General features: G+C 44.8%; 20 protein-coding genes, 4 tRNA genes and 1 pseudogene. 17 read left to right on the top strand and 8 right to left on the bottom strand.

From position 1 onward, the window contains the following. Positions 1–27 precede the first annotated feature (27 nt). The 10 genes from THEPK_RS10295 to rpsG all read left to right on the top strand — a co-directional run bounded on the left by THEPK_RS10295 (position 28) and on the right by rpsG (position 10,385). A complete protein-coding gene (locus THEPK_RS10295) occupies positions 28–450 on the top strand; it encodes a hypothetical protein (protein ID WP_042697770.1) in 423 nt (140 codons plus the stop codon). 50 nt (positions 451–500) lie between these two features. Next, positions 501–878, top strand: coding sequence for a hypothetical protein (locus THEPK_RS10300; protein ID WP_042697605.1), 378 nt, complete (start codon positions 501–503; stop codon positions 876–878). A 104-nt stretch (positions 879–982) separates the two neighbouring features. After that, positions 983–1,231: a DNA-directed RNA polymerase subunit H gene (locus tag THEPK_RS10305; protein WP_042701589.1), complete on the top strand. Its 249-nt coding sequence runs from the start codon at positions 983–985 to the stop codon at positions 1,229–1,231. 18 nt (positions 1,232–1,249) lie between these two features. Continuing rightward, on the top strand, positions 1,250–4,606 hold the full coding sequence (locus THEPK_RS10310) for a DNA-directed RNA polymerase subunit B (RefSeq protein WP_042701592.1): 3,357 nt from the start codon (positions 1,250–1,252) through the stop codon (positions 4,604–4,606). Positions 4,607–4,610: 4 nt separating this feature from the next. Beyond that, on the top strand, positions 4,611–7,328 hold the full coding sequence (locus THEPK_RS10315; protein ID WP_042701594.1) for a DNA-directed RNA polymerase subunit A': 2,718 nt from the start codon (positions 4,611–4,613) through the stop codon (positions 7,326–7,328). 6 nt (positions 7,329–7,334) lie between these two features. Next, positions 7,335–8,522 (top strand): DNA-directed RNA polymerase subunit A'', encoded by a 1,188-nt coding sequence (gene rpoA2 / locus THEPK_RS10320; RefSeq protein WP_042701597.1) that lies wholly within the window; start codon positions 7,335–7,337, stop codon positions 8,520–8,522. A 13-nt stretch (positions 8,523–8,535) separates the two neighbouring features. Next, positions 8,536–8,838 carry a 50S ribosomal protein L30e gene (locus THEPK_RS10325; RefSeq protein ID WP_042701600.1) on the top strand — a complete coding sequence of 101 codons (303 nt, stop codon included), beginning with the start codon at positions 8,536–8,538 and terminating at the stop codon, positions 8,836–8,838. A 2-nt stretch (positions 8,839–8,840) separates the two neighbouring features. Next, entirely contained in the window at positions 8,841–9,278 is a 438-nt protein-coding gene (locus THEPK_RS10330) for a NusA-like transcription termination signal-binding factor (RefSeq protein ID WP_042701603.1), read from the top strand. A gap of 10 nt (positions 9,279–9,288) precedes the next feature. Next, positions 9,289–9,732 (top strand): 30S ribosomal protein S12, encoded by a 444-nt coding sequence (locus tag THEPK_RS10335; RefSeq protein ID WP_042701606.1) that lies wholly within the window; start codon positions 9,289–9,291, stop codon positions 9,730–9,732. A gap of 5 nt (positions 9,733–9,737) precedes the next feature. Then, the gene (gene rpsG, locus THEPK_RS10340) at positions 9,738–10,385 is read left to right on the top strand and encodes a 30S ribosomal protein S7 (RefSeq protein ID WP_052315951.1); all 648 of its coding nucleotides are present in this window, start codon (positions 9,738–9,740) and stop codon (positions 10,383–10,385) included. Between the two features lie 51 nt (positions 10,386–10,436). Here the strand turns inward: rpsG and THEPK_RS10345 are convergent, their stop codons facing one another. Both THEPK_RS10345 and THEPK_RS10350 read right to left on the bottom strand, forming a co-directional pair. After that, positions 10,437–11,558: an alkaline phosphatase family protein gene (locus THEPK_RS10345; RefSeq protein ID WP_042701609.1), complete on the bottom strand. Its 1,122-nt coding sequence runs from the start codon at positions 11,556–11,558 to the stop codon at positions 10,437–10,439. 53 nt (positions 11,559–11,611) lie between these two features. Then, positions 11,612–12,850 carry an Nre family DNA repair protein gene (locus THEPK_RS10350; RefSeq protein WP_042702284.1) on the bottom strand — a complete coding sequence of 413 codons (1,239 nt, stop codon included), beginning with the start codon at positions 12,848–12,850 and terminating at the stop codon, positions 11,612–11,614. A 104-nt stretch (positions 12,851–12,954) separates the two neighbouring features. Between THEPK_RS10350 and THEPK_RS10355 the strand changes: the two genes are divergently transcribed. Next, positions 12,955–13,041: transfer RNA gene (locus tag THEPK_RS10355), tRNA-Ser, on the top strand. A 23-nt stretch (positions 13,042–13,064) separates the two neighbouring features. Continuing rightward, positions 13,065–13,139, top strand: a tRNA-Cys gene (locus tag THEPK_RS10360). On the opposite strand, the gene THEPK_RS10365 is transcribed toward THEPK_RS10360, so the two are convergent. Continuing rightward, complete coding sequence (locus THEPK_RS10365) at positions 13,140–14,186, bottom strand: pyridoxal-phosphate dependent enzyme (RefSeq protein ID WP_042701611.1); 1,047 nt, start codon at positions 14,184–14,186, stop codon at positions 13,140–13,142. A 69-nt stretch (positions 14,187–14,255) separates the two neighbouring features. Here THEPK_RS10365 and udp point away from each other — a divergent pair, with 69 nt between their 5' ends. Next, positions 14,256–15,089, top strand: a complete 834-nt coding sequence (gene udp, locus THEPK_RS10370; protein WP_042701613.1) for a uridine phosphorylase — start codon at positions 14,256–14,258, stop codon at positions 15,087–15,089. Positions 15,090–15,165: 76 nt separating this feature from the next. On the opposite strand, the gene THEPK_RS10375 is transcribed toward udp, so the two are convergent. Beyond that, a tRNA-Leu gene (locus THEPK_RS10375) sits at positions 15,166–15,253 on the bottom strand. A gap of 111 nt (positions 15,254–15,364) precedes the next feature. On the opposite strand from THEPK_RS10375, the gene THEPK_RS10380 reads away from it, so the two are divergent. Then, entirely contained in the window at positions 15,365–15,523 is a 159-nt protein-coding gene (locus THEPK_RS10380; RefSeq protein ID WP_042701616.1) for a 50S ribosomal protein L40e, read from the top strand. A 2-nt stretch (positions 15,524–15,525) separates the two neighbouring features. Here the strand turns inward: THEPK_RS10380 and THEPK_RS10385 are convergent, their stop codons facing one another. Next, entirely contained in the window at positions 15,526–15,849 is a 324-nt protein-coding gene (locus tag THEPK_RS10385) for a PadR family transcriptional regulator (protein ID WP_042701619.1), read from the bottom strand. Positions 15,850–16,001: 152 nt separating this feature from the next. Here THEPK_RS10385 and THEPK_RS10390 point away from each other — a divergent pair, with 152 nt between their 5' ends. Both THEPK_RS10390 and THEPK_RS10395 read left to right on the top strand, forming a co-directional pair. Then, complete coding sequence (locus THEPK_RS10390; protein WP_004068054.1) at positions 16,002–16,301, top strand: FUN14 domain-containing protein; 300 nt, start codon at positions 16,002–16,004, stop codon at positions 16,299–16,301. Between the two features lie 24 nt (positions 16,302–16,325). Further along, positions 16,326–17,648, top strand: coding sequence for a lipopolysaccharide biosynthesis protein (locus tag THEPK_RS10395; protein ID WP_042701623.1), 1,323 nt, complete (start codon positions 16,326–16,328; stop codon positions 17,646–17,648). Here THEPK_RS10395 and THEPK_RS10400 read toward each other — a convergent pair. Continuing rightward, entirely contained in the window at positions 17,620–18,375 is a 756-nt protein-coding gene (locus THEPK_RS10400) for a metallophosphoesterase (protein WP_042701626.1), read from the bottom strand. The two genes, THEPK_RS10395 and THEPK_RS10400, sit on opposite strands and share 29 nt — an antisense overlap. Before the next feature lie 301 nt (positions 18,376–18,676). Next, positions 18,677–18,754, bottom strand: a tRNA-Arg gene (locus THEPK_RS10405). A 74-nt stretch (positions 18,755–18,828) separates the two neighbouring features. Here THEPK_RS10405 and THEPK_RS10410 point away from each other — a divergent pair. Further along, a pseudogene (locus THEPK_RS10410) lies at positions 18,829–19,890 on the top strand (M24 family metallopeptidase). On the opposite strand, the gene THEPK_RS10415 reads toward THEPK_RS10410, so the two are convergent. Then, on the bottom strand, positions 19,876–21,402 hold the full coding sequence (locus THEPK_RS10415) for an amidohydrolase (protein WP_042701628.1): 1,527 nt from the start codon (positions 21,400–21,402) through the stop codon (positions 19,876–19,878). The pseudogene THEPK_RS10410 and the gene THEPK_RS10415 overlap by 15 nt on opposite strands. Between the last annotated feature and the right edge of the window lie 40 nt (positions 21,403–21,442).

Below are 21,442 nucleotides of genomic sequence, written 5' to 3' on the forward strand. Positions count from 1 at the left end.
TTTATAACTTTTTTGTTAAAATCGGGCGTGTTTATAGTAACCTTTATTAGGGTTTTTGCTGAATTCTTTCAGGTGGTTGTCGTGATCCCCAGATGGGATCACAGACTCAAAGACCCTGAAAGCGTGGCATTCGCAATTCTTGACGTTTTAGCAGACTTCGAATCAGAAGGAAAGCTGAAGAACCTGCCAAAATCCAAAAAATTTCCAGTAAAAACAATACTGGCAATACTCCTCTTTAAACAATACTACAACCTACCCCTCAGAGACGCCCAGCACTACGGCAGAAAATTCTTCGGAGCAAACATTCACTACTCAACCCTCCACAACTGGGAGAAAAAGCTGAACCTCGAAGAACTGACAAACCACCTCCTGAAAAAACTCCAGAAATTACCCTACGCCAGCACTCAAGCAGACTCAACCATTATTACAAATAAAAAAAGGGCAGGATAGAAGTTCAGGCAATAACGAGAATCCTGCCGGGTTTACTGTATCCGGTTGCTGTGAAGATCACAACTTCTGAGAACGAGCTGATTGAACTCCTGCCGGGGGGTTCTGGGAATTTTTATGCTGATGGGGCTTATGATTCAAAGAAAGTTCTGAACACTGTGGTGGAAAAGGGTTATCGGCCGATTGTTAAGAAAACTAAGAACGCTCCAGGTGGTTTTGGTAGTAAGAAGAGAGACAGAGTGTTTTCTGAAGAAGAGTACAGGCGTAGGAATCCTCATGAGGGGTTCTGGGGTGCGTTTACAACGTGGTTTGGCAGTAGGATCCCCTGTTTTCTGAAAAAGACTACTGTAACCCGAATCCTGCTTGGGGTAATGTGTTATGGTCTGAAAATCCTCCTCAGAGTCAAATACTGTTTAAATAACAGGGGGTGAAACTAAACACGCCCTAAACTCACGAAAAGCTTATATACTCCAATCGAAAGCTGGAGGTAGTGAGAGGGTGTACCTTCTAAAAATTTTAAAGGGGGCAATTCTCTGTGACGGCGAAAAAAACCTTTACAATATTTGATCATGTGTTAGTTCCCGAGCATAGAATACTCAGCGAAGAGGAAAAGGAAGAGCTACTTAAGAAGTACAAGATTAAGCTTTCTCAGCTACCCCAAATCAAAGCAAGCGATCCAGCGGTTCAGGCTCTTGGAGCTAAGCCTGGGGATGTTATAGAAATAAAGAGGAAAAGCCCTACTGCGGGGGTTTACTACTATTATAGGATTGTTGTGGAAGACTGAAGTTTTTGGGGTGAGAAAATGAGAGGTCCTACTGTTGTTGAGGTTACTTCAGATGATCTTTGGGAAGTTATGAAAAGCTACTGGGACGAAAAAGGACTTGTAAGGCAGCATCTCGATTCTTACAACGCTTTCATTGATTACGGAATGCAGGAAGTAGTTAACGAATTCGGTGGAGTCAAGCCAGACATTCCAGACTTCGAAATAAAATTCGGAAGGATAAGGCTAGGTGAGCCAGAGTTTCAAGAAGCCCACGGGCAGAGGAAGCCACTCTACCCGATGGACGCAAGAATTAGAAATCTCACTTACTCAGCACCAATATTCTTGGAGATGATACCTGTTGTCAAGGGCATTGAGCAGGAGCCTGTTGAGGTCAGAATTGGAGAACTGCCGGTAATGCTTAAGTCAAAAATATGCAGACTTTATGGATTAAGTGATGAAGAGTTAATTGCCCATGGAGAAGATCCCAAAGATCCGGGAGGATATTTCATTATCAATGGTTCTGAAAGAGTTATCGTATCTATCGAGGATTTGGCACCCAACAGAACACTTGTAGAGTCTGACGAGAGGCAGAACAGATATGTGGCAAAGTGCTTCTCCTACAGGCACGGTTATAGAGCTTTGATAACAGTTGAGAGAAGAAAAGATGGCATACTTTATGTATCTATTCCAAACGTGCCAGGTGTTATAAAGTTCGTTTACGTCATGAGGGCCCTTGGACTTGAGAGTGATAAGGACATTGTGGATGCCGTGAGCAACAACCCTGAGATTCAACAAGTTCTCTTTGACAACTTGGAAGATGCGAGTGACATACAGACCCAAGAAGAAGCCTTGGACTACATAGGAAAGAAAGCCCTGCCAGGACAGCCGAAGGAGTACAGGTTAAAGAGGGCTCAGTCCATAATTGACAACAACCTTCTCCCACACATGGGTGTTTCTCCAGAAGACAGAATAAGAAAAGCCTATTACCTTGGAATGATGGCCCTTAAGGTTATCGAACTCTCACTTGGGCTTAGAAGGGAAGATGACAAAGACCATTATGCAAACAAGAGGCTCAAACTTGCTGGTGATCTACTGAAGGATCTCTTTAGGGTTGCCTTTGGTCAGCTTGTGAAGGACATGCAGTATCAGCTTACCAAGACCTACCAGAGAAAGGGTGAGAAATACACCTTCCAGGACATCCAGAGGTTCGTGAGGAACTCTGTGAGACCCGACGTGCTAACAGAGAGAATTGAACACGCTTTGGCAACTGGAGCATGGCCGGGAGGAAGAACCGGTGTTAGCCAGCTTCTGGACAGAACTAACTACATGTCAACACTCTCCCACTTGAGAAGAGTTACATCTCCTCTGGACAGAGAGCAACCTCACTTTGAGGCGAGAGACCTTCACGGTACTCACTGGGGAAGAATCTGTCCAACAGAAACTCCCGAAGGTCCCAACTGTGGTCTGGTTAAGAACCTTGCACTTATGTCTCAGATAACAACCGCCATCCCAGAGGAGGAAGTTTTGGAGTATCTGGAAAACCTTGGTATAGTGCATATTGAAGAGAAAAGACCAGACCCAGATGACTGGAGAATCTACTTGAATGGTGTTCTTATCGGAACATACAAAGATGGCATTGCCTTGGTAAACAAGATCAGAGGGGACAGAAGGGCAGGAAGAATTAGCGATGTGATAAACGTTGCTTACTATGAAGACGTTAAGGAAGTTTACATTAACAGTGATGATGGTAGAGTTAGAAGACCCCTCATCATTGTTGAAAACGGTGTTCCTAAGCTTACAAGGGAGCATGTCGAGGCTATAAAGAAGGGAGCTCTCAAATGGAGCGACCTCGTAAGGATGGGAATAATTGAATATCTTGACGCTGAAGAAGAAGAGAACGCTTATGTTGCAATGTGGCCTTGGGAAGTTACAGAAGAACACACTCACCTTGAGATACTGCCTGCCGCTATACTTGGATTGCCAGCATCACTCGTTCCCTACCCAGAGCACAACGCTGCTCCAAGAAACACCTATGGGGCAGGTATGGCCAAGCAGAGCCTTGGTTTGGGCTGGGCGAACTTTAGAATAAGAGTAGACACGAGAGGTCACTTCATGCACTACCCGCAAGTTCCACTCGTTAATTCAAGGATTATGGAGGCAGTAGGTTTCGAGCAGAGACCAGCAGGTCAAAACTTTGTAGTTGCGGTTCTCAGTTACGGTGGATACAACATGGAAGATGCGGTTATTATGAACAAAGCCTCTATCGAGAGAGGACTTGCGAGGTCAACGTTCTTTAGAACTTACGAGGCTGAAGAGAAGAAATACATGGGTGGACAGACAGATAAGTTCGAAATTCCAGATCCAACCGTTAGAGGATTCCTTGGTGAAAAGTACTACAGACACCTTGATGAAGACGGTATAATTTTCCCAGAATCAAAAGTAGGAGGAAAGGATGTCTTGGTTGCGAGAACTTCACCACCGAGGTTCCTTGAAGAGCAAGCTGGCTTAGGTGCTGGCATACTTCAGGGAAGGAGAGAAACGAGCATAACTATGAGACCTGGAGAAGAGGGAGTAGTTGACAAGGTTATACTGACTGAAACAGGAGATGGAACAAAGCTCGTTAAGGTAACGGTTAGAGACCTCAGAATTCCAGAGCTTGGTGACAAATTTGCTTCAAGACACGGACAGAAGGGTGTTATCGGTCTTATAGTGCCTCAAGAGGACATGCCATGGACAGAGAGCGGAATAGTTCCAGATTTAATAGTCAACCCCCACGGTATCCCAAGCCGTATGACCATCGGACAGCTTATCGAAGCAATAGGCGGGAAAGTTGCTTCACTAAAAGGAAGAAGAATAGACGGAACAGCTTTCATCGGAGAGCCGGAAGAAAAGCTTAGAAAAGAACTTGAGGAGCTTGGCTTCAGACACAATGGAAGAGAAGTCATGTACGATGGAATAACCGGAAGAAGGCTTGAGGCGGATATATTTGTCGGTGTTATCTACTACCAGAGACTCCACCACATGGTAGCAGATAAGCTGCACGCACGTTCAAGAGGTCCGGTGCAGGTTCTCACCAAGCAGCCAACAGAGGGTAGAGCAAGAGAAGGTGGTCTCAGATTCGGTGAGATGGAGCGTGACGTTCTCATTGGACACGGTGCATCGATGCTCCTAGTGGAGAGATTACTGGAGGAGAGCGATAAAACAGAGGTCTGGGTATGTGAGAGCTGTGGACATTTGGCAGTCGAGGACAAGCGTAGGGATAAGGTTTACTGTCCAGTCTGTGGAGAAGAGGAGAAGATAAGCAAGGTAGAGATAAGCTATGCATTCAAGTTGTTGTTGGATGAGATAAAGGCCATGGTTATTAGACCATCATTAAAACTCAAGGAGAGGGTGTAGAGCTATGCACTCAATGAAAAAGGTTATCGGAAGCATTGAATTTGGTATATTGTCTCCTCAAGAGATTAGGAAGATGAGCGCTGCTGAGATAACTGTGCCAGATACATACTCAGAGGACGGTTATCCAATTGACGGTGGATTAATGGATAGAAGGCTTGGTGTTATAGATCCAAACCTTAGATGTGAGACCTGTGGAGCAAATTACAAAGAATGTCCTGGACATTTTGGACATATAGAACTCGCGAGGCCCGTCATTCACGTAGGGTTTGCAAAGACAATACACAGAATCCTTGAAAGCACCTGTAGAGAATGTGGAAGAATTAAGCTGACCGATGAAGAAATAGAGGAGTATATGGCAAAACTCAACATAAATGAAGCCAGAAAAAGCGAGATAGATGCTCTAATATCAGAGATACACAAGAAGGCAAAGGAAAGAATGGTCTGCCCGCACTGTGGTGCTCCCCAATATCCAATAAAGTTCGAAAGGCCTACGATATACTGGGAAATAAGAAAAGACGAGGAAGGAAATGAGTATAGGCATAGAATGATGCCAAGTGAAATTAGAGACAGACTGGAAAAGATTCCGGATAAGGATTTACCTCTTCTTGGTCTTGATCCCGAGAAATCAAGACCGGAATGGATGGTCTTGACAGTTTTGCCAGTTCCTCCAGTTAATGTGAGGCCGTCAATTACCCTTGAAAGCGGTATAAGAGCTGAAGATGACCTAACGCACAAGCTTGTTGACATAATAAGAATCAACGCTCGTTTGAAGCAAAACATCGAAGCTGGAGCTCCGCAGCTCATTATCGAAGACCTGTGGGATCTCCTTCAATATCACGTGACCACATACTTTGACAATGAAACTTCCGGAATTCCACCTGCAAAGCACAAGAGCGGAAGACCACTCAAGACGCTCGCTCAAAGACTTAAGGGTAAAGAGGGAAGATTCAGGAAGAACCTTAGCGGTAAGCGTGTTAACTTCTCTGCAAGAACTGTTATCAGCCCAGACCCAATGATAAGTATAAACGAAGTTGGCGTGCCAATGGTCGTTGCGATGGAGCTCACCGTCCCAGAAAAGGTAACCGAGTTCAACATTGAAAAGCTTAGAAAGATGATCCTCAATGGTCCGGAGAAGTATCCGGGAGCCAACTATGTAATAGACCCACAGGGAAGAAGAATCCGTCTCATGGAAAGCAACAGAGAAACAATAGCCAACATGCTTGACATTGGATGGACAGTTGAGAGGCACCTTCTCGATGGAGACATAGTTCTCTTCAACAGACAGCCATCCCTTCACAGAATGAGCATTATGGCCCACAGGGTTAGGGTTATGCCCTACAAGACATTTAGGCTTAACCTTGCAGTCTGTCCTCCCTATAACGCTGATTTCGATGGAGACGAGATGAACCTCCACGTCCCACAGACGGAAGAAGCACAGGCTGAGGCTAAGATCCTTATGGAAGTACAAAATCATATTCTCTCCCCAAGATACGGAGGACCAATAATAGGTGGAATTCAGGATCACATATCCGGTGGCTATCTGCTGACAAGAGAAGGGGCATACTTCACAAGATACGAAGTTGAGCAGATGCTGATGTTTGCGGGTGTTGATATCAAGGAGCTTCCAGAGCCAGATAAAGTTGAAAACGGCGTCGAATACTGGAGCGGGAAGACAGTATTCTCTCTTGTGCTGCCGAAGGACTTGACGATCTGGTACCGCAACAAGCTTTGTGACGATCCATCTCAATGTGAGCCGATTGAGAAACTCATTGAAGAAAAGCTTGTGCCGAGTGAAGAAGAAATCAGAAAAGTCGCTACAGATGGCTTTGTTTACATCCGCAATGGAAAACTGTTGAGTGGTGCAATAGACAAGAAAGCTTATGGTAGAGAGGACGGAAGAATCCTTGACATTATAGTCAGAGAGTACGGTGTCGAGAGGGCCAGACAGTTCTTGGACCAGGTTACAAAGCTTGCGATATGGGTCATTACTCACAAAGGATTCACAACCGGAATAGATGACGAAGACCTTCCCGATGAGGCGAAGGCAAGAATTAGAGAGATAATAATGGAGGCAGAGGACAAGGTTCAAAGGCTAATAGAGGCATACAAGAACGGTGAACTTGAACCATTGCCCGGTAAAACCCTCGAAGAGACCCTTGAGAGCAAGATAATGGCTGTGCTCTCTGAAGCGAGAGATAACGCAGGTAAGGTTGCCGAGAAATATCTGGGTATGACCAATCACACGGTTATAATGGCCAAGACAGGAGCAAGAGGTAAGATTCTCAACATCACTCAGATGGCCGCTATGCTTGGACAGCAGTCGATTAGAGGTAAGAGACTTTATAGAGGTTATAGAAACAGGGTGTTGAGTCACTTTAAACCTGGAGATCTTGGAGCGAGGGCAAAGGGCTTCATCGTGAACTCCTACAAGAGCGGATTGACTCCACAAGAGTACTTCTTCCACGCAATGGGTGGTAGGGAAGGTCTCGTTGATACAGCTGTTAGAACAGCCCAGAGCGGTTACATGCAACGTAGATTGATCAACGCACTCCAAGACCTCAAGGTAGACTACGATGGAACGGTAAGGGATCCAACTGGAATTATAGTGCAGTTCCGCTACGGTGAAGATGGAGTAGATCCAATGAAGAGCTGGGGCGGAAAAACAGTAGACGTTGATAGAGTGATAATGAGGACTTTAATAAAGCTCAGGGAGAAGGGGTGAGATGTTATGGTCTCAAGCTCAACTATTAAAAAGCTTGTAGAGAGCAAAGCCTCCCAGTTGCCAGAGAGAGTTAGAGAGGAGCTTTTGGAGAAGCTCCTCGCTTACAACGAAAAGTACAAGTTGCAGAAGGCAGAAGTGGAGGCAATAATTGATGAGGTCGTTAAGGAATACGAAAAAGCCCTAATAGAACCTGGAGAGGCCGTTGGAACAGTTACCGCACAGTCAATTGGAGAGCCATCTACACAGATGACCCTTAACACCTTCCACTATGCGGGTGTTGCTGAAATTAACGTTACCCTCGGTCTTCCAAGAATCATTGAGATTGTCGATGCAAGAAAGAACCCCTCAACTCCAATTATGACCGTTTACCTTGATGAAGAACACAGATATGACCCAGAGAAAGCTCGTGAAGTTGCGAGAAGAATTGAAGGAACCACCCTTGAGAATCTTGCCAGAAGTATGACGCTTGATGTACTTAATATGGAATTTGTAGTTGATATTGACCCAGAACGCCTTGAGAAAAGCGGTTTAACAATGGAGAAGATCCAAGCAAAGCTTGAACGCTCATTCAAGGCCGCAGAAATCGAAATTGATGGGTATACAGTGATAATCAGATTGAAAAAAGCTAAAAATGTTTCAACATTAAGAAGGCTCGCCGATAAAGTTAAAAAGCATCGCTTGAAAGGACTCTCAGGCGTAGGAAAAACAATTATCAGAAAAGAGGGCGATGAATACGTCATCTATACAGAGGGCTCAAACTTCAAACAGGTACTCAAAGTTCCTGGCGTTGACCCGACGAGGACAAGGACAAACAACATCCACGAAATAGCAGAAATACTTGGCATTGAAGCGGCAAGAAATGCCATTATCGAAGAAATAACAAGAACGATGCAAGAGCAGGGTCTTGAGGTTGATGTTAGACACATCATGCTCGTCGCCGATATGATGACCCTCGATGGTATTGTGAGACCCATTGGAAGACATGGTGTGGTTGGTACAAAGGCAAGTGTGCTCGCTAGAGCTGCATTCGAGATTACCGTTCAACACTTACTTCAAGCTGCCGAAAGGGGAGAAGTTGACCCCCTCAACGGTGTGGTTGAAAACGTGTTAATTGGCCAACCCGTTCCGGTTGGAACGGGAATCGTTAAACTGGCAATGAAGTTACCGATTAAAAAACCCATAGAAGAAGAGTAAGGAGGTGTAGGTAATGGATTTGGCATTTGAGCTTAGAAAAGCCTTTGAGACAGGAAAAGTTGTCATCGGTTCAAATGAAACAGTTAGGCTTGCCAAGACTGGTGGTGCAAAGCTCATCATTGTTGCTAAAAACGCACCAAAGGAAATCAAGGATGATATTAACTACTACGCAAAGCTCAGCAACATTCCAGTTTATGAGTTCGAGGGGACAAGCGTTGAGCTTGGTACAATGCTCGGTAAGCCCTTCGTGATTGCATCCTTGGCAATAGTAGAGCCTGGAGAGAGCAAAATACTTGCACTTGCTGGAGGTAAGTGAGCATGCCACTCAAGCTAAACACAGACCAGATAAAGTACATTGCACTCTTTGAGAGCTTTACAGGAGCAACAGTGCTCGACTGCTTAATTGACTCAGCAAGGAATCGCTTAATATTTGTCATCAAGAAGGGAGAAATGGGTTTGGCATTAGGCAAGAGGGGCAGCAACGTTAAGAGAATACAGGGAATGTTGGGGAAGGACATTGAGCTCATAGAACATTCAGAGGATCCGGAAGAATTCCTCAAGAACATTTATAAAACAATGGGCGTAAGGATTAAAAAAGTTCACATAACTGAAAAGAAAGATGGGAAAAAAGTTGCCCTCCTTGATGTGACTCAAAGAGATAAGCCCAAGGCGATAGGTAGAGGGGGGCAAAACATAAATCTCGTCAAAGAATTAATGGAGAGGCACCACGGGATTGAGGAAGTCATGGTAATTTGAGGTGATGATCATGGCTGGAAAGAAAGCTCCTTACGGAGAATTTGCTGGAAGAAAGCTCAAGCTTAAGAGAAAGAAGTTTAGGTGGAGCGACATAACTTACAAAAGAAGAGTACTCAGGCTCAAGGAAAAGAGCGACCCGCTTGAAGGTGCACCACAGGCGAGAGGAATTGTCCTTGAAAAGATTGCAGTTGAGGCTAAGCAGCCAAACTCAGGTATGAGAAAAGCTGTTAGAGTTCAGCTCATCAAGAACGGTAAGGTAGTTACAGCGTTCACACCAGGTGACGGTGCTATCAAGCACATTGACGAGCACGATGAAGTTATCATAGAGGGAATTGGTGGTCCAAAGGGTGGAGCTGTAGGTGACATTCCAGGAATTAGATACAAGGTTGTCATGGTTAACAGAACATCCCTCAAAGAAATAGTTAAGGGTAGAAAAGAAAAGCCAAGAAGGTGATGCTCATGGCTAAACCATTGGAAGAGAGATTTTTTGTCCCAAAAGACCTTAAGGTTTTCGGAAGATGGAGCGTTGAGGATGTAGTAGTTGAGGACCCATCACTCAGACCTTATATTAACCTTGAACCAAGAATTCTCCCACACAACCACGGAAGGCACGCTAAGAAGCAGTTCGGTAAGGCCAATGTCCATGTGGTTGAGAGACTTATAAACAAAGTCATGAGAAGCGGTGCTTCAAGCTACAAAGTAGGCGGCCACTTCATGAGGAGAGAACACCGCTCATTAATGAGCAAGAAAGTTAAAGCTTATGAGGTTGTAAAAGAGGCCTTTAAGATCATTGAGCAGAGGACAAAGCAGAACCCAATCCAGGTTCTTGTTAAGGCAATTGAGAACTCTGCCCCAAGGGAAGACACCACAAACATCATGTTCGGTGGAGTTAGGTACCACATCGCAGTTGATATCTCCCCACTGAGAAGACTTGACGTTGCTTTGAGAAACATTGCCCTTGGTGCATCAGCAAAGTGCTACCGCAACAAGACAAGCTATGCCGAAGCTTTGGCTGAAGAAATTATCGCAGCAGCAAACAAGGATACAAAGAGCTTCGCATACAGCAAGAAGGAAGAAATCGAGAGGATTGCACAGTCCTCAAGGTGAGCTCTTTTATTTCTTTTCCACTTTCGGTTTATCATTAATTCTAACAGCTGGTTATCGAATTAGGCTTTTTCCCACCATGTCTTCGGGTTTTTCTATCCCAAAGAACTTCAATATGGTGGGGGCTATATCGTAAAGGCTGGCGTTTTCAGTATTTACATTTTCAAACCCCCACAAAATCAGCGGAACTTTCATTACTGGCTCGTTCATCGAGCCGTGCATACCCCTTGTCCAGTAGCTCGTTCCCTTAATTCCATTGCAAAGCCTGTGAGAGCAGAACCAGTACCCTTCCTTGGCGGAGACTATGAGCTCCCCGCTGTTTGGAGTGTTCAGATGGGGCAGATCATCCCTGGAAAAGACGTATTTAACTCCCGGGGCTCGTTTTAACAGCGGATACGCCTCCTCTGCTTCTTTTGGGTCTTTTAGATAAACGTGCACTCCCCCTCCGGATGAGACCCTCAGCGTTTCAATGCCGTGTTTTTTAAGGTAATTCCTCAGGTTTACCCACGTGTGGACTTTTTCCTGTCCATGGTCTGCAAAGATTATAAATGCGTATTCATCCCTGAGCCTCTCCCACAAAACGTTTAATGCTGTATCCACGGTTTCAACAGCTTTCATGGCTTCATCGCTTAGGGGCCCGTAATCGTGTTGCATACCATCAATCGAGCAGAAGTGAACCAAGAGCAAATCCGGTTTGCACTCTTCATAGAGGTAAAGGGCAGAATTTAAAACCCATTTATCTTTTCTCCAGTCTCTTCCGTGTTCCCTATAGAGGTTATCGTCGCTGAAAAACGGGGGAAATATTCTAACGTGGGTACCGCTGAAGGGAGGCATTGTATAGCCGCTAACAGAGGCACTCCTTATTCCCTTCTCCCGAAGGATGTCGACTATCGTTTTTGCCTTTATGACTTTATGGGGGTTAAAAGCGACTTCATACTCGTAAAAATTCACCTTTCTGTCGGCTATTCTATCATAGTAGCCGTTTTCTACAACACCGTGAACCCTTGGCGGAACCCCCGTCATAACGCTTGTGTGGACTAAATCCGTGAGTGTGGGAAATATTGAGTCGACCGTTATGGAGAACCCTCCTTCCGCTAGCTCACTTAAGAAGGGCATGTGCTCTAAATTGTAAACTCCGCTACCGTCGAGGCTTATGAGGGCGAGTTTTTTTCTCATAAATTATCCTAAGAAAAGCTGGTTAAAAAGTTTAAGCTTCGGAAGTTTTGATATTAAAATGTCCTTTGATAGTTGAGGTAATAGTCGAGTGTTCTCTGCTTTCTCATCCTCAGAATCCAGCTTTTTTCTAGATATTTCTCAAGCTTTAGCTCAAGGAGTTTTCTGAGTTCATTGAAGGCTTCTTGGAGTGTGTTAAATTTTCCTACCTGATTCTCCATGGCTTTCTTTACCCCCACCCTTATCTGCCACACACCTACGGGAGCGTAGTACTTTGGAGTTACTTCTCTGAACACTATTATTCTTGCCTGCCTCCTTCTTCTCCTGAGGCTTTCAAGAACGCTCAAACGGGCGGCATAATACGCCCCCGTGGTCTCTTCAGCGTACCCCTTAATCCCGTGAAAGTCCTCATAGTCGTGGATTACTTCAGGCTCGTCACTTCCAAACAAAGAGCCTTTGAGCCAGACCTCCAAAAGTTCAAATGCGTAAGTTTCGGGCATCAAAAGCACGGCATATCTGTTGCCGAGGAATTCGTAAAAGTAGAGCTCAAATTCGTTTATAGGCTCATAATGCAGGATTTCTTTTCTCAGCTTTTTCCCTATTGTATCCTGCACAGCTGTGATGCTCCATCTTGTTGGAACGAGCTTTCTGTTAATGCCCAAAAGTCCTGCAGAGAGGAGTCTTATTATGTAGTACTCATCAAAGCCCCAGTTGTAGAGTCTCATTATTGCTTGCTCGGCTTTCAGCTCATCCCCCACAACGTAATCGGTTTTCCTCGGTATTTTTGGATTCTCTGTGAGCTCGAAGTCGAGAAGTTCTGCCTTTGGCCCTATGGGCGGGGCAAATTCACTTGGAAGGACTTTTAAAATCGGCTTTCTCTTGAGAAGGATTTCGCTGTCCACAGGCTTTATCGACATTGCCAGCTCCTGAACTTCTTCAAGAATTCTTCCGCTCTTTCTCACGTTAATATCAGCCTGCATTTCCCCCATAACCAGAAGGGAGCGGTAGTAAAGGATATCCCTTATTGTTTTGTTCTCCCACTTTAGGGGACTGTCGAGATGGGAGGTGTTCCCCTCTATCGGGGGAACGAGGGGCCCGATGCGGACTTTTGGATAGCCGTATTCACCAACGAATATGCTTGGAGGGGAGGAACCAAAAATCTCTCTGCGGTTTATCTTTTGCTCAACAGTCCTCACTACCCTAAAGCGTTCGAGAATCGGGCAAGTAGGCCTTCCACAGAGGAGTTTCCTTCCTTTGCACAGAGCACACAGCTTTGAGTTAAAGAGCTCCATCAGCTTTAAATGTACCGAGGGGGTATTTATACCTATCTTCAATGTTGCCGTTTGCGAAAACTTTAAATACCCTCCCAAACTCCTTAATGTTGGTTAATGTAGGACGTGCCGCGGTAGCCTAGCCTGGTATGGCGCCGGCCTGCTAAGCCGGTGGGCGCAGTCCCTCCGGGGTTCAAATCCCCGCCGCGGCGCCAAAATATATTCTTCGGGAAAAAATGCCGGGATAGCCTAGAGGTGAGGCGGCGGACTGCAGATCCGCTTTACGGGGGTTCAAATCCCCCTCCCGGCTCCATTAAATGTTTTTCAGTCCAGAACCGGTGAGGAGGATAAGCACTTTTGCGCCTTTTTCAAAATAGCCTTCTTCTAAGAGCAGCTTAAATGCAGCATATGCTGTTGCTGCTGTTGGCTCAACTAAGAAACCCATGGAGATGAGGTCTTCTATGGCATCTGTGATTTCTTTATCTCCTACGGAAATACAGATTCCATTGCTTTCTTCTAGGGCTTTACGCATCTGCTCTCTTCTGGGAGGTTCGGGAATTGCTATCCCCTCTGCAAGCCTGCTTTTTTCTTCACTCATCTTGCACAGGCTTTCATACCCTTTTCCCTGGACAGCGATCATTCTGGGAGTTTTTGTCCCTTCAAGTGTCTCCAATTCTTTAAACCCCTTGTAGAGGCCTAAAAACAGGGTTCCACTTCCGGTGGGCGCTAATGCATAATCTACACTCCCTATCTGCTCATAAACCTCGTAAGCTACCGTTTTTGTTCCCTCAAGGAAATACGGGTTGTACCAGTGAGATATGTAAATTCCCTCCAGAAAGCTTCTTGCCTTTTCATGCACTTCCATTCGTGACCCTTCAACTTCATGAACCTCTACTCCCAGCAGCCTGAGAAGTCTCTTTTTTCCTTCGCTTGTATGTTTTGGAATGAAGATGTGGGCTTTTATCCCCTCGCTTTTTGCAAAGAGGGCTAAACTTAACGCTGCGTTTCCTGAAGAGTCGAGCGTTACCTCGCTTATGCCTTCTTCCTTCAGCTTTGCGATGGTTACATAGGTGCCCCTGTCTTTGAAGGACCCGCTTGGCATTAAGTACTCGAGCTTGAAGAAAACGTTAACCCCTTCAATTTTTCTCTCCACTATCGGGGTTATTGGAGTCGTAAGCCTCGGCAAAAACTCCTCTTTTAGGGGCAAGAAACTGAGGTATCTCCTTATGTCTAAGAATTCTTTTCTCAACAAGCTTTCAAAATTCCCCCTCTTTTCTCCAATGTATTCAAGGGCTCCACCGCATTTGCACATAATTTTAAAGTCCTCGTAAGTTCTTCCGCATTTCAGACATCTCAGCATTGTCTCACCATTTGGGGTAGGGATTTCATTTATATATCCCTTTCCAAAATTCATGTGGAGGTGAGAGAAATGAAAAAATTCATGCCTGCGGATAGGCCTCAAACGGAAGAAGGATACCAGTACCATATAGCCTGCAAGCCCGGTGATGTTGCTAGATATGTTCTGCTCCCCGGCGATCCTGAGAGGGTTCCCAAGATAAGCTCTCTCTGGGATGAAGCGAGGGAAATAGCGTTCCATAGGGAGTACAGAACACACACTGGAAGGTACAAGGGTGCTCCTATAAGCGTTACCTCAACGGGAATAGGAGGACCTTCAACGGCAATAGCGATAGAAGAATTAGCGGCAATAGGTGCTGACACTTTCATTAGGGTCGGCTCAACAGGGGCAATTCAGCCCGGAATAGAGATTGGGGATTTGATAATAGCAAAAGCTGCCGTTAGACTTGAGGGAACATCAAAGCAGTATGTGAGAGTAGAATATCCGGCAAGTGCCGATGTTGAGGTCACTTTAGCTCTGATCGAAGCTGCGGAAACATTGGGGGTTAGGTACCACGTTGGAATTACCGCTTCTACTGACAGCTTTTATGTAGGTCAGGCAAGGCCTGGATTGAACGGCTACTTCCCGAGCTTTGCAAAGCACCTCATAGATGACCTGAGACAAGCCAAAGTCACGAACTTTGAGATGGAAGCGGCTACACTCTACACCCTTGCAAACATTTATGGTCTTAGGGCAGGCTGTGTTTGTGCGGTTTTTGCGAACAGAATAACCAATGAGTTTGGAAAAGCCGGTGAAAAAGAAGCAGCATTGGTTGCTAGTGAAGCTGTCAAAATCTTACACGAATGGGACGAAGAAAAAGAGAAGAAGGGTAAAAAATACTGGTTTCCAAGTTTGAGGAAGCTTTGATTTCTTATTTAATTTTTGTTGGAAGAATCTATTTTTCAAGACAAGTTTCTCAGAAAGGAGTATGATTTTACAAAAGTGGTGCGGGGGACGGGATTCGAACCCGCGCAGCCCTACGGCAACGGATCTTAAGTCCGTCCCCTTTGGCCAGGCTCGGGCACCCCCGCTCATAAGTGAGAGAGCAAAGTCTGAATAAAAATCTTTCGGTATTTCAAAAAGGTAAAGCTTAAAAAGAAATGCTTGTAAGTGAACACAGTCAAGATCATGGAGGGATTAAAATGGCGAGGTTTCCTGAAGCTGAGGCAAGGCTATTTAGGAAGTACATATGCATGAGGTGTGGTGCTACTAACCCCTGGAAAGCAGAGAAGTGCAGGAAGTGCGGATACAAGGGACTAAGAGCAAAGGCTAGAGAACCAAGAGGAGGAGCAGGACGTTAGAGTCATTTGAGCTTGTTCAGCATTTCTTCTATAAATTTTATTCCTTCTTCGAGAAGTTTCTCTCCCTTTTCCGTAAGCTTGTAGTATTTTCTGGAGGGCTTTCCAGTCTCGCTCTCCTGCCATTCTGAAGTGACGTAGCCTTCGTGTTCGAGCTTGTAAAGCACTACATAACTGCTCACGGTGGCAGGTTCAAATCCAAATCTCTCCCTTATCTCATTTTTGAGCTCATATGCGTACATAGGCCTTTCTTTTAGCAGTCTCAGTATGTAGATCCACATAACTTCTTTTGTCATCTTCTCTTTGAGTCTTTCCATAGGTGTTGCCATATGTATCACCCTCAATGACACATATTATTTGCTCTTAAAACATTTATGCTTATATAAGATAGTTTTTATACAATTTAAACATTTTGCCACTGTAAAATCCAAAAGCAAAAGGGTTTTAATTGCAGAAACCTAAAGACAAATGGTGAGTCACTATGAACTTCGACTTTGGCGGAATAATGGGTGATATGGGTATAGGGGCTGCTGTTGGGTTTATCACAGGTTATGCGCTTAAAAAGTTCATAAAAATAGTACTCACTTTGATAGGTGCATACATTTTAAGCCTTTTCTGGCTCCAGCAAAAAGGAGTTATAACAATAAACACCGATGCCCTCTTTAACTTTGCGGAAAGTGCAACTACATCAACCTTAAGCTTGGCTGATAAAGTAGTGGGGATTTTACCCGGAACAGGGGCATTTGTTGCGGGCTTTTATTTGGGCTTCCGCAAAGGTTAAATTCTGCTTTATTTATTTTCTCTTATGAGTTATGAGAGAAAAGTTATGCTTCGGCATTCAATAGCGAGTATAGTTGCCCTCGCTCTCTTTGGCCTCAGCAGGCTTATTTACAGCATAGTTATCTCAAGAAGATTCGGTGTCGAAGTTTTGGGAAAGGTAAATTCACTTATATCGCAGGCATTTTTACTGGCAGTTCCCCTAAGCTTTTTTGCAGTTGCTCTGGGGAAGTATGCCTCCGAGTTTCTAGGGAGGGGAGAAATGGAAAAAATAAAGTCCATATCAACTTTGGGATTTTCTTTCCCTTTAGCTGGCTTGGTTTTAGTTCCTTTTAACTTTTATCTGGCCATTCTGGCAGTCTTGAGGGCTCTCCAGCTGACGTTTCGCAGCTTTATCTATGGCCTTCACAAAGGTGAGGTTTACGCTTATACAATGATTGGAGCGTTTGTGCTATTTATTGGAGGATTTTTATCGGAAAATTACTACCTCCCCTACATTGGCCTTCTTTCTGGCGTGGCCATTTTTGGATTTTTGTACCTTTTTAGGGAGAGGCTGTTTGGAAAACCCTCCTTGGAGACCCTTAAACCTCTTTTGAGGTATTCCAGCTTTGCATTTCTTGGGACAGTTTCGGGGGTTTTTCTTATTCAAGCCCCATACTTCCTAACCGAGAAGCTTGCTTCTCCCGAAGCTGCAGGCATTGTTTCGGCTTCTCTTTCGGCGGCATTTTTGTTGACTTACCTGCCTCAGGTGCTTCAATCTGCGATAATGCCCTTATACTCTTACAAATATGGGAAAAATGAGATGGAATACGTGAAGAGACTTGCTGAAGACTCCACGAAGCTGCTGTCCTTTATAGTGGCTTTGGCGGTTTTTATCCTTATGCTTGTCGGAAGAGAAATTTTATCGCTACTCTTTGGGTTTAATCTGGGTAGAGAGTTCTACCTAACTCTCATGGCGGTAGAAACGTATATAGCGTACAACCCCAGCATAGTGGCGCTGAACTCGACAAAATATGTGAAAGAAGGGACCATAATTTCACTCCTGGGCGCTGTGGTTTCTCTCGCTGCTTGGATATTCTCGATAAGCTCTTTTGGAGAATATGGGGCTGTTTTCGGACTCTTTCTGGGATATCTAACGATACTAACTGGCACATTAGTTGTGGCAAACAAGAAGCTGGGAGTTTCGCTTACTTCTTATACTCAATTTGCTGTGGCTCTTCTACTGCAGTTCACTGTATTTCTCTCAAAAACTCTCCTGTTATTGGCTTTTGTAGTATACGTTGGAATATTCAGAAAAGAAGTAAAAAGGGTGTTCAAGCTGTTTAAACCTTTCCGTGATAGAGGATTTTAATGAGCTCCTCTGGCAATCCTTCTGCTTTGATTTTGTCCTCTATGATTTTCTTGTCATATTCAACTTCTACGAATTTTGTGTGCAGATTGTCAACATTTATGAGGGCAAAAGTTGCTTTGTGCTCTTTTCCCGGCGGGAATCCAATGCTGCCGGGGCATACCACCCTTCCGTACCTCGTCATGGCATTAACGGGGAGTTTTGGTGATGCTACTAATAGAAGTTCGTAGTCTTTTACCGGCCTCATGACGGCTTCATAGTATGAGGTAGGCTGTTCTGGAAGAACCTTGCCCTCGAAGGGGTTTAATGGGCTTCCGTAGACCCCGAAAATGTCGTTCTTGCCTATTTTATCAACTAGGTATATAGGCAAATCTCTTATGAACTCCCTTCCTTCATGGCCAAGCTTTTCCCAGGTGTATTTTAATGCCTTCTTTACATACGGCTCGATGGCAAGTTCATCGATATAATCCGGCCCTTCGGCATGGGGATCACTCATGGCTATTATCTGGTCAAATTCTCCCCTGATTATCTTTACATTGTTGGTCTTTATCAGGTCATCAAGAGCATCAAGAACTTCCTTTGGATAGGGGAACAATCCAATTATGTTTCCGAGGATGTAATATTTTTCAATCTCGTAGCCTTCTTCTTTGAGTTCCTCAATTTTTCCGAGGGCTTTCATGAGGGCTGGGAAGTTTCCGTTGATGTTCGCCAGTACTGCCACGTATGCCATTCCTACCACCCCCCAATTTTTCTAACTTTATTTTACTAAAAAGGAGTATTTAAGCTTTTCGAAATTCGGAAGGATCAAAGAACCAGGAGCTTTCTTTTCTTTTTCTTCTTTTGGTTGGTTCCTGCATTGCTGAGCAGATAGAGCATCAACGCGTCCTCTATCATCTCTACCACCTCCAGAATACTACTTTGTTTCGGAGTGGGGAAATGCGGCGTATGAGAAACGCTCTGTATTTTAATTACTAGGCGTTATTTAAAAATTTTTGGTCGTTTTTATTATTGTGGAATATGAGAATAAGATGTGGCGCCCCGGCGGGGATTTGAACCCCGGACCTCGAGGTCCGCAGCCTCGCGCCCTATCCAGACTAGGCCACCGGGGCAACCCAAGAAAACTTTGGGAGAGGCCTTATAAATTTTGCCCGCGAGTTTCTTCATGGTGGTATATGTGGACAGGATGAAGAAATTCTTGGAGTTTCTTCGGGAAGGTAATTATGATGGTGCGCTGATAACCCCCGGCAGCAACCTATATTACCTAACCGGTATGGCCCCTCAGGCGACCGAGGAGAGACTTTTTCTCCTTTTGGTCAACAGAGAGGGAGAAAGCGTTCTAATAGCGCCCAAGCTCTACGAAAACGAGGTTGAATGGGAAAATTCAGTATTCTGGAGCGATGAAGAGAACCCCTATGAAATCCTTGAAAGGGTGTTAGCTTCTCTGAATTTGAAGGGCGGTAAGATCCTGGTGGAAGATACAATGAGGGCGAGCTTTCTAATCCACATTGAGCGACTTTTGGAGGACTGCACTCTCTATCCGCTGAGCGTCATTACAAGAGAGATGAGAATGCGCAAAGATGAAAAGGAGCTAAGCCTGATGAAAAAGGCCGCTGAAATTGCAGACAAGGTTTTCTATGAAATAATAAGCAGGGATTTGGTGGGAAAGAGTGAAAAGCAAATTGCGCTGGAAATTGAGTTTCTCATCAGGGAGCTTGCGGACGGAGTGTCTTTCTCGCCTATAGTGGCTTCTGGGAAAAATGCTGCAAATCCTCACCATACACCGAGTGAAAGAAAAATAAGGCCCGGAGACTTCGTGATACTTGACTTTGGGGCAAAGTAAGGTTACTGCTCCGATATCACGAGAACCATAGCCATAGGGCACCCGAATGAAAAGCTCAAAGAAATCTATGAGGTTGTCAAAGAAGCCCAAGAGAGTGCTTTTCAGAGTGTCCGCGAAGGAATAAAGGCTAAGGATGTTGACAGGGCAGCAAGGGATTATATATCCGAGAGAGGTTATGGTAACTACTTCATCCACAGAACGGGGCATGGACTTGGGCTTGAAGTGCATGAAGAGCCCTATATAAGTCAAACGAATGAAAGGATTCTTGAAAGAGGTATGACGTTTACCATTGAGCCGGGCATTTACATTCCCAATCTTGGAGGAGTGAGAATAGAAGACGACGTAGCTGTGGAAAAAAAGGGAAAGAGGCTCACAAACGCCGAAAGGGAGCTAGTAATACTTTGAACCTCCTACGTAGACATCTAGAACTTTTATGTTTTTCAGTTCTTTCTCTTCAACTTCAAACGGATCCTTGTCCACCACAACGAAGTCTCCGAATTTACCCTCTTCGAGGGTTCCGAGGTCATCTTCGGCGTGCATTATATATGCAGAGCCGTATGTGTAACTGTAAAGGCTTTCTTCTAGGGATAGACATTCGTCTTTTGTGTGCAGGTAGGTCTCAACATTCTCAAATTTTCCTCTGGTAACTGCTGCGTAGATTGTTTCCCACGGATTTACGGGTTCTATGGGAGAGTCAGTTCCGAAGCCTATCACGATTTGCTTCAGCATGCTCTTGAAGGGGTAAATCCACTTTGCCCTCTCTTCCCCAACTCTCCGTACCGCCCACCAGTCGCTTATTACAAACCTCGGCTGAACCGAGGCAACAACTCCAAGCTCTTTCATCCTTTTTATTTGGTCTTCCCTCAAAATTGATGCGTGTTCTATACGGTTTCTCTCTCCCCTGAACTTTTCGTAGACGTCTAGGATCATATCGGTTGTTTTATCACCTATTGCATGGACAGCCATCTGGAGGTCCAGCTGGCGGGCTTCTCTCACTATCTCTTCGAGTTCCTCCTTGCTTATGTTGGGATGTCCGGTTGTTGGGGCGTCTGCATAGGGCTTAGAAAGCCACGCTGTTCTGGCTCCAAGGCTTCCATCCGCAAGGACTTTTATCCCCATGATCTTTACTCTACTACTTCCAACCTCTTTGGTGAGCCCCAGGCCTTTTAGTTCTTTAAGAAGGGAAGGGTTCAGATACACAAAAACTCTAATGGGGAGCCTTTCTTTGTTATCTAACTCCAAGAGGGCCCTAAGGCTTTTCTCATTTACACTCACAAAGCCAACCGCTGTGACGCCCTGAGAAAGAACGAACTTTGCCCCCTCTTCGATGAAGTGTTTGTAGTCTTCGAGCGTTAAAGTTTCATTGATAACATCTCTCACCTTTTCTAGGGCGTTTTCTTTTATTATTCCGGTTTCAGGGTCTGCGTCTTCATCTTCGTCCAAACCTACGATTTCTATAGCTTTCGTGTTCAGTACAGCCGCGTGGAAGCAGGTTCTATACAGAAGCACGGGCTTGTTATCGACGACCTCGTCCAAATCTTTTCTCGTGGGATACCTTCCAAGTTCCTCTTGGTCCCATCCAAAGCCAAGAATCCAGCTCGTGCTTGTTTTTTCTGCGTATTCTTCGAGCTTCCTCTTTAGTTCCTCTATGCTTTTTGTCCCCTTTAAATTGAGCATTTTCAAAGACTGTCCGAGGGAGTTTAGATGCATATGTGAATCAATAAAGCCCGGCAGAACAGTTTTTCCGCCCAGATCTACTACTTCTCCTCCGAGCTCTTCGGCAATTTTTTGGGCCTTTTCACTTTTTCCCTCGTAAATAACCTTTTCATTGGCTATTACAATAGCTTCTGCAGTTCTCAGTGGTTTAAAAGAGACGTATATTTTTCCGTTTACAAAAGCCCGTATCAAGTTATCCACCCTTTCTTAGTCTGTCGATACTCTTTTATATCCCCTTTGG

Source organism: Thermococcus sp. PK (assembly GCF_000430485.1).
Taxonomy (GTDB): domain Archaea; phylum Methanobacteriota_B; class Thermococci; order Thermococcales; family Thermococcaceae; genus Thermococcus_A; species Thermococcus_A bergensis.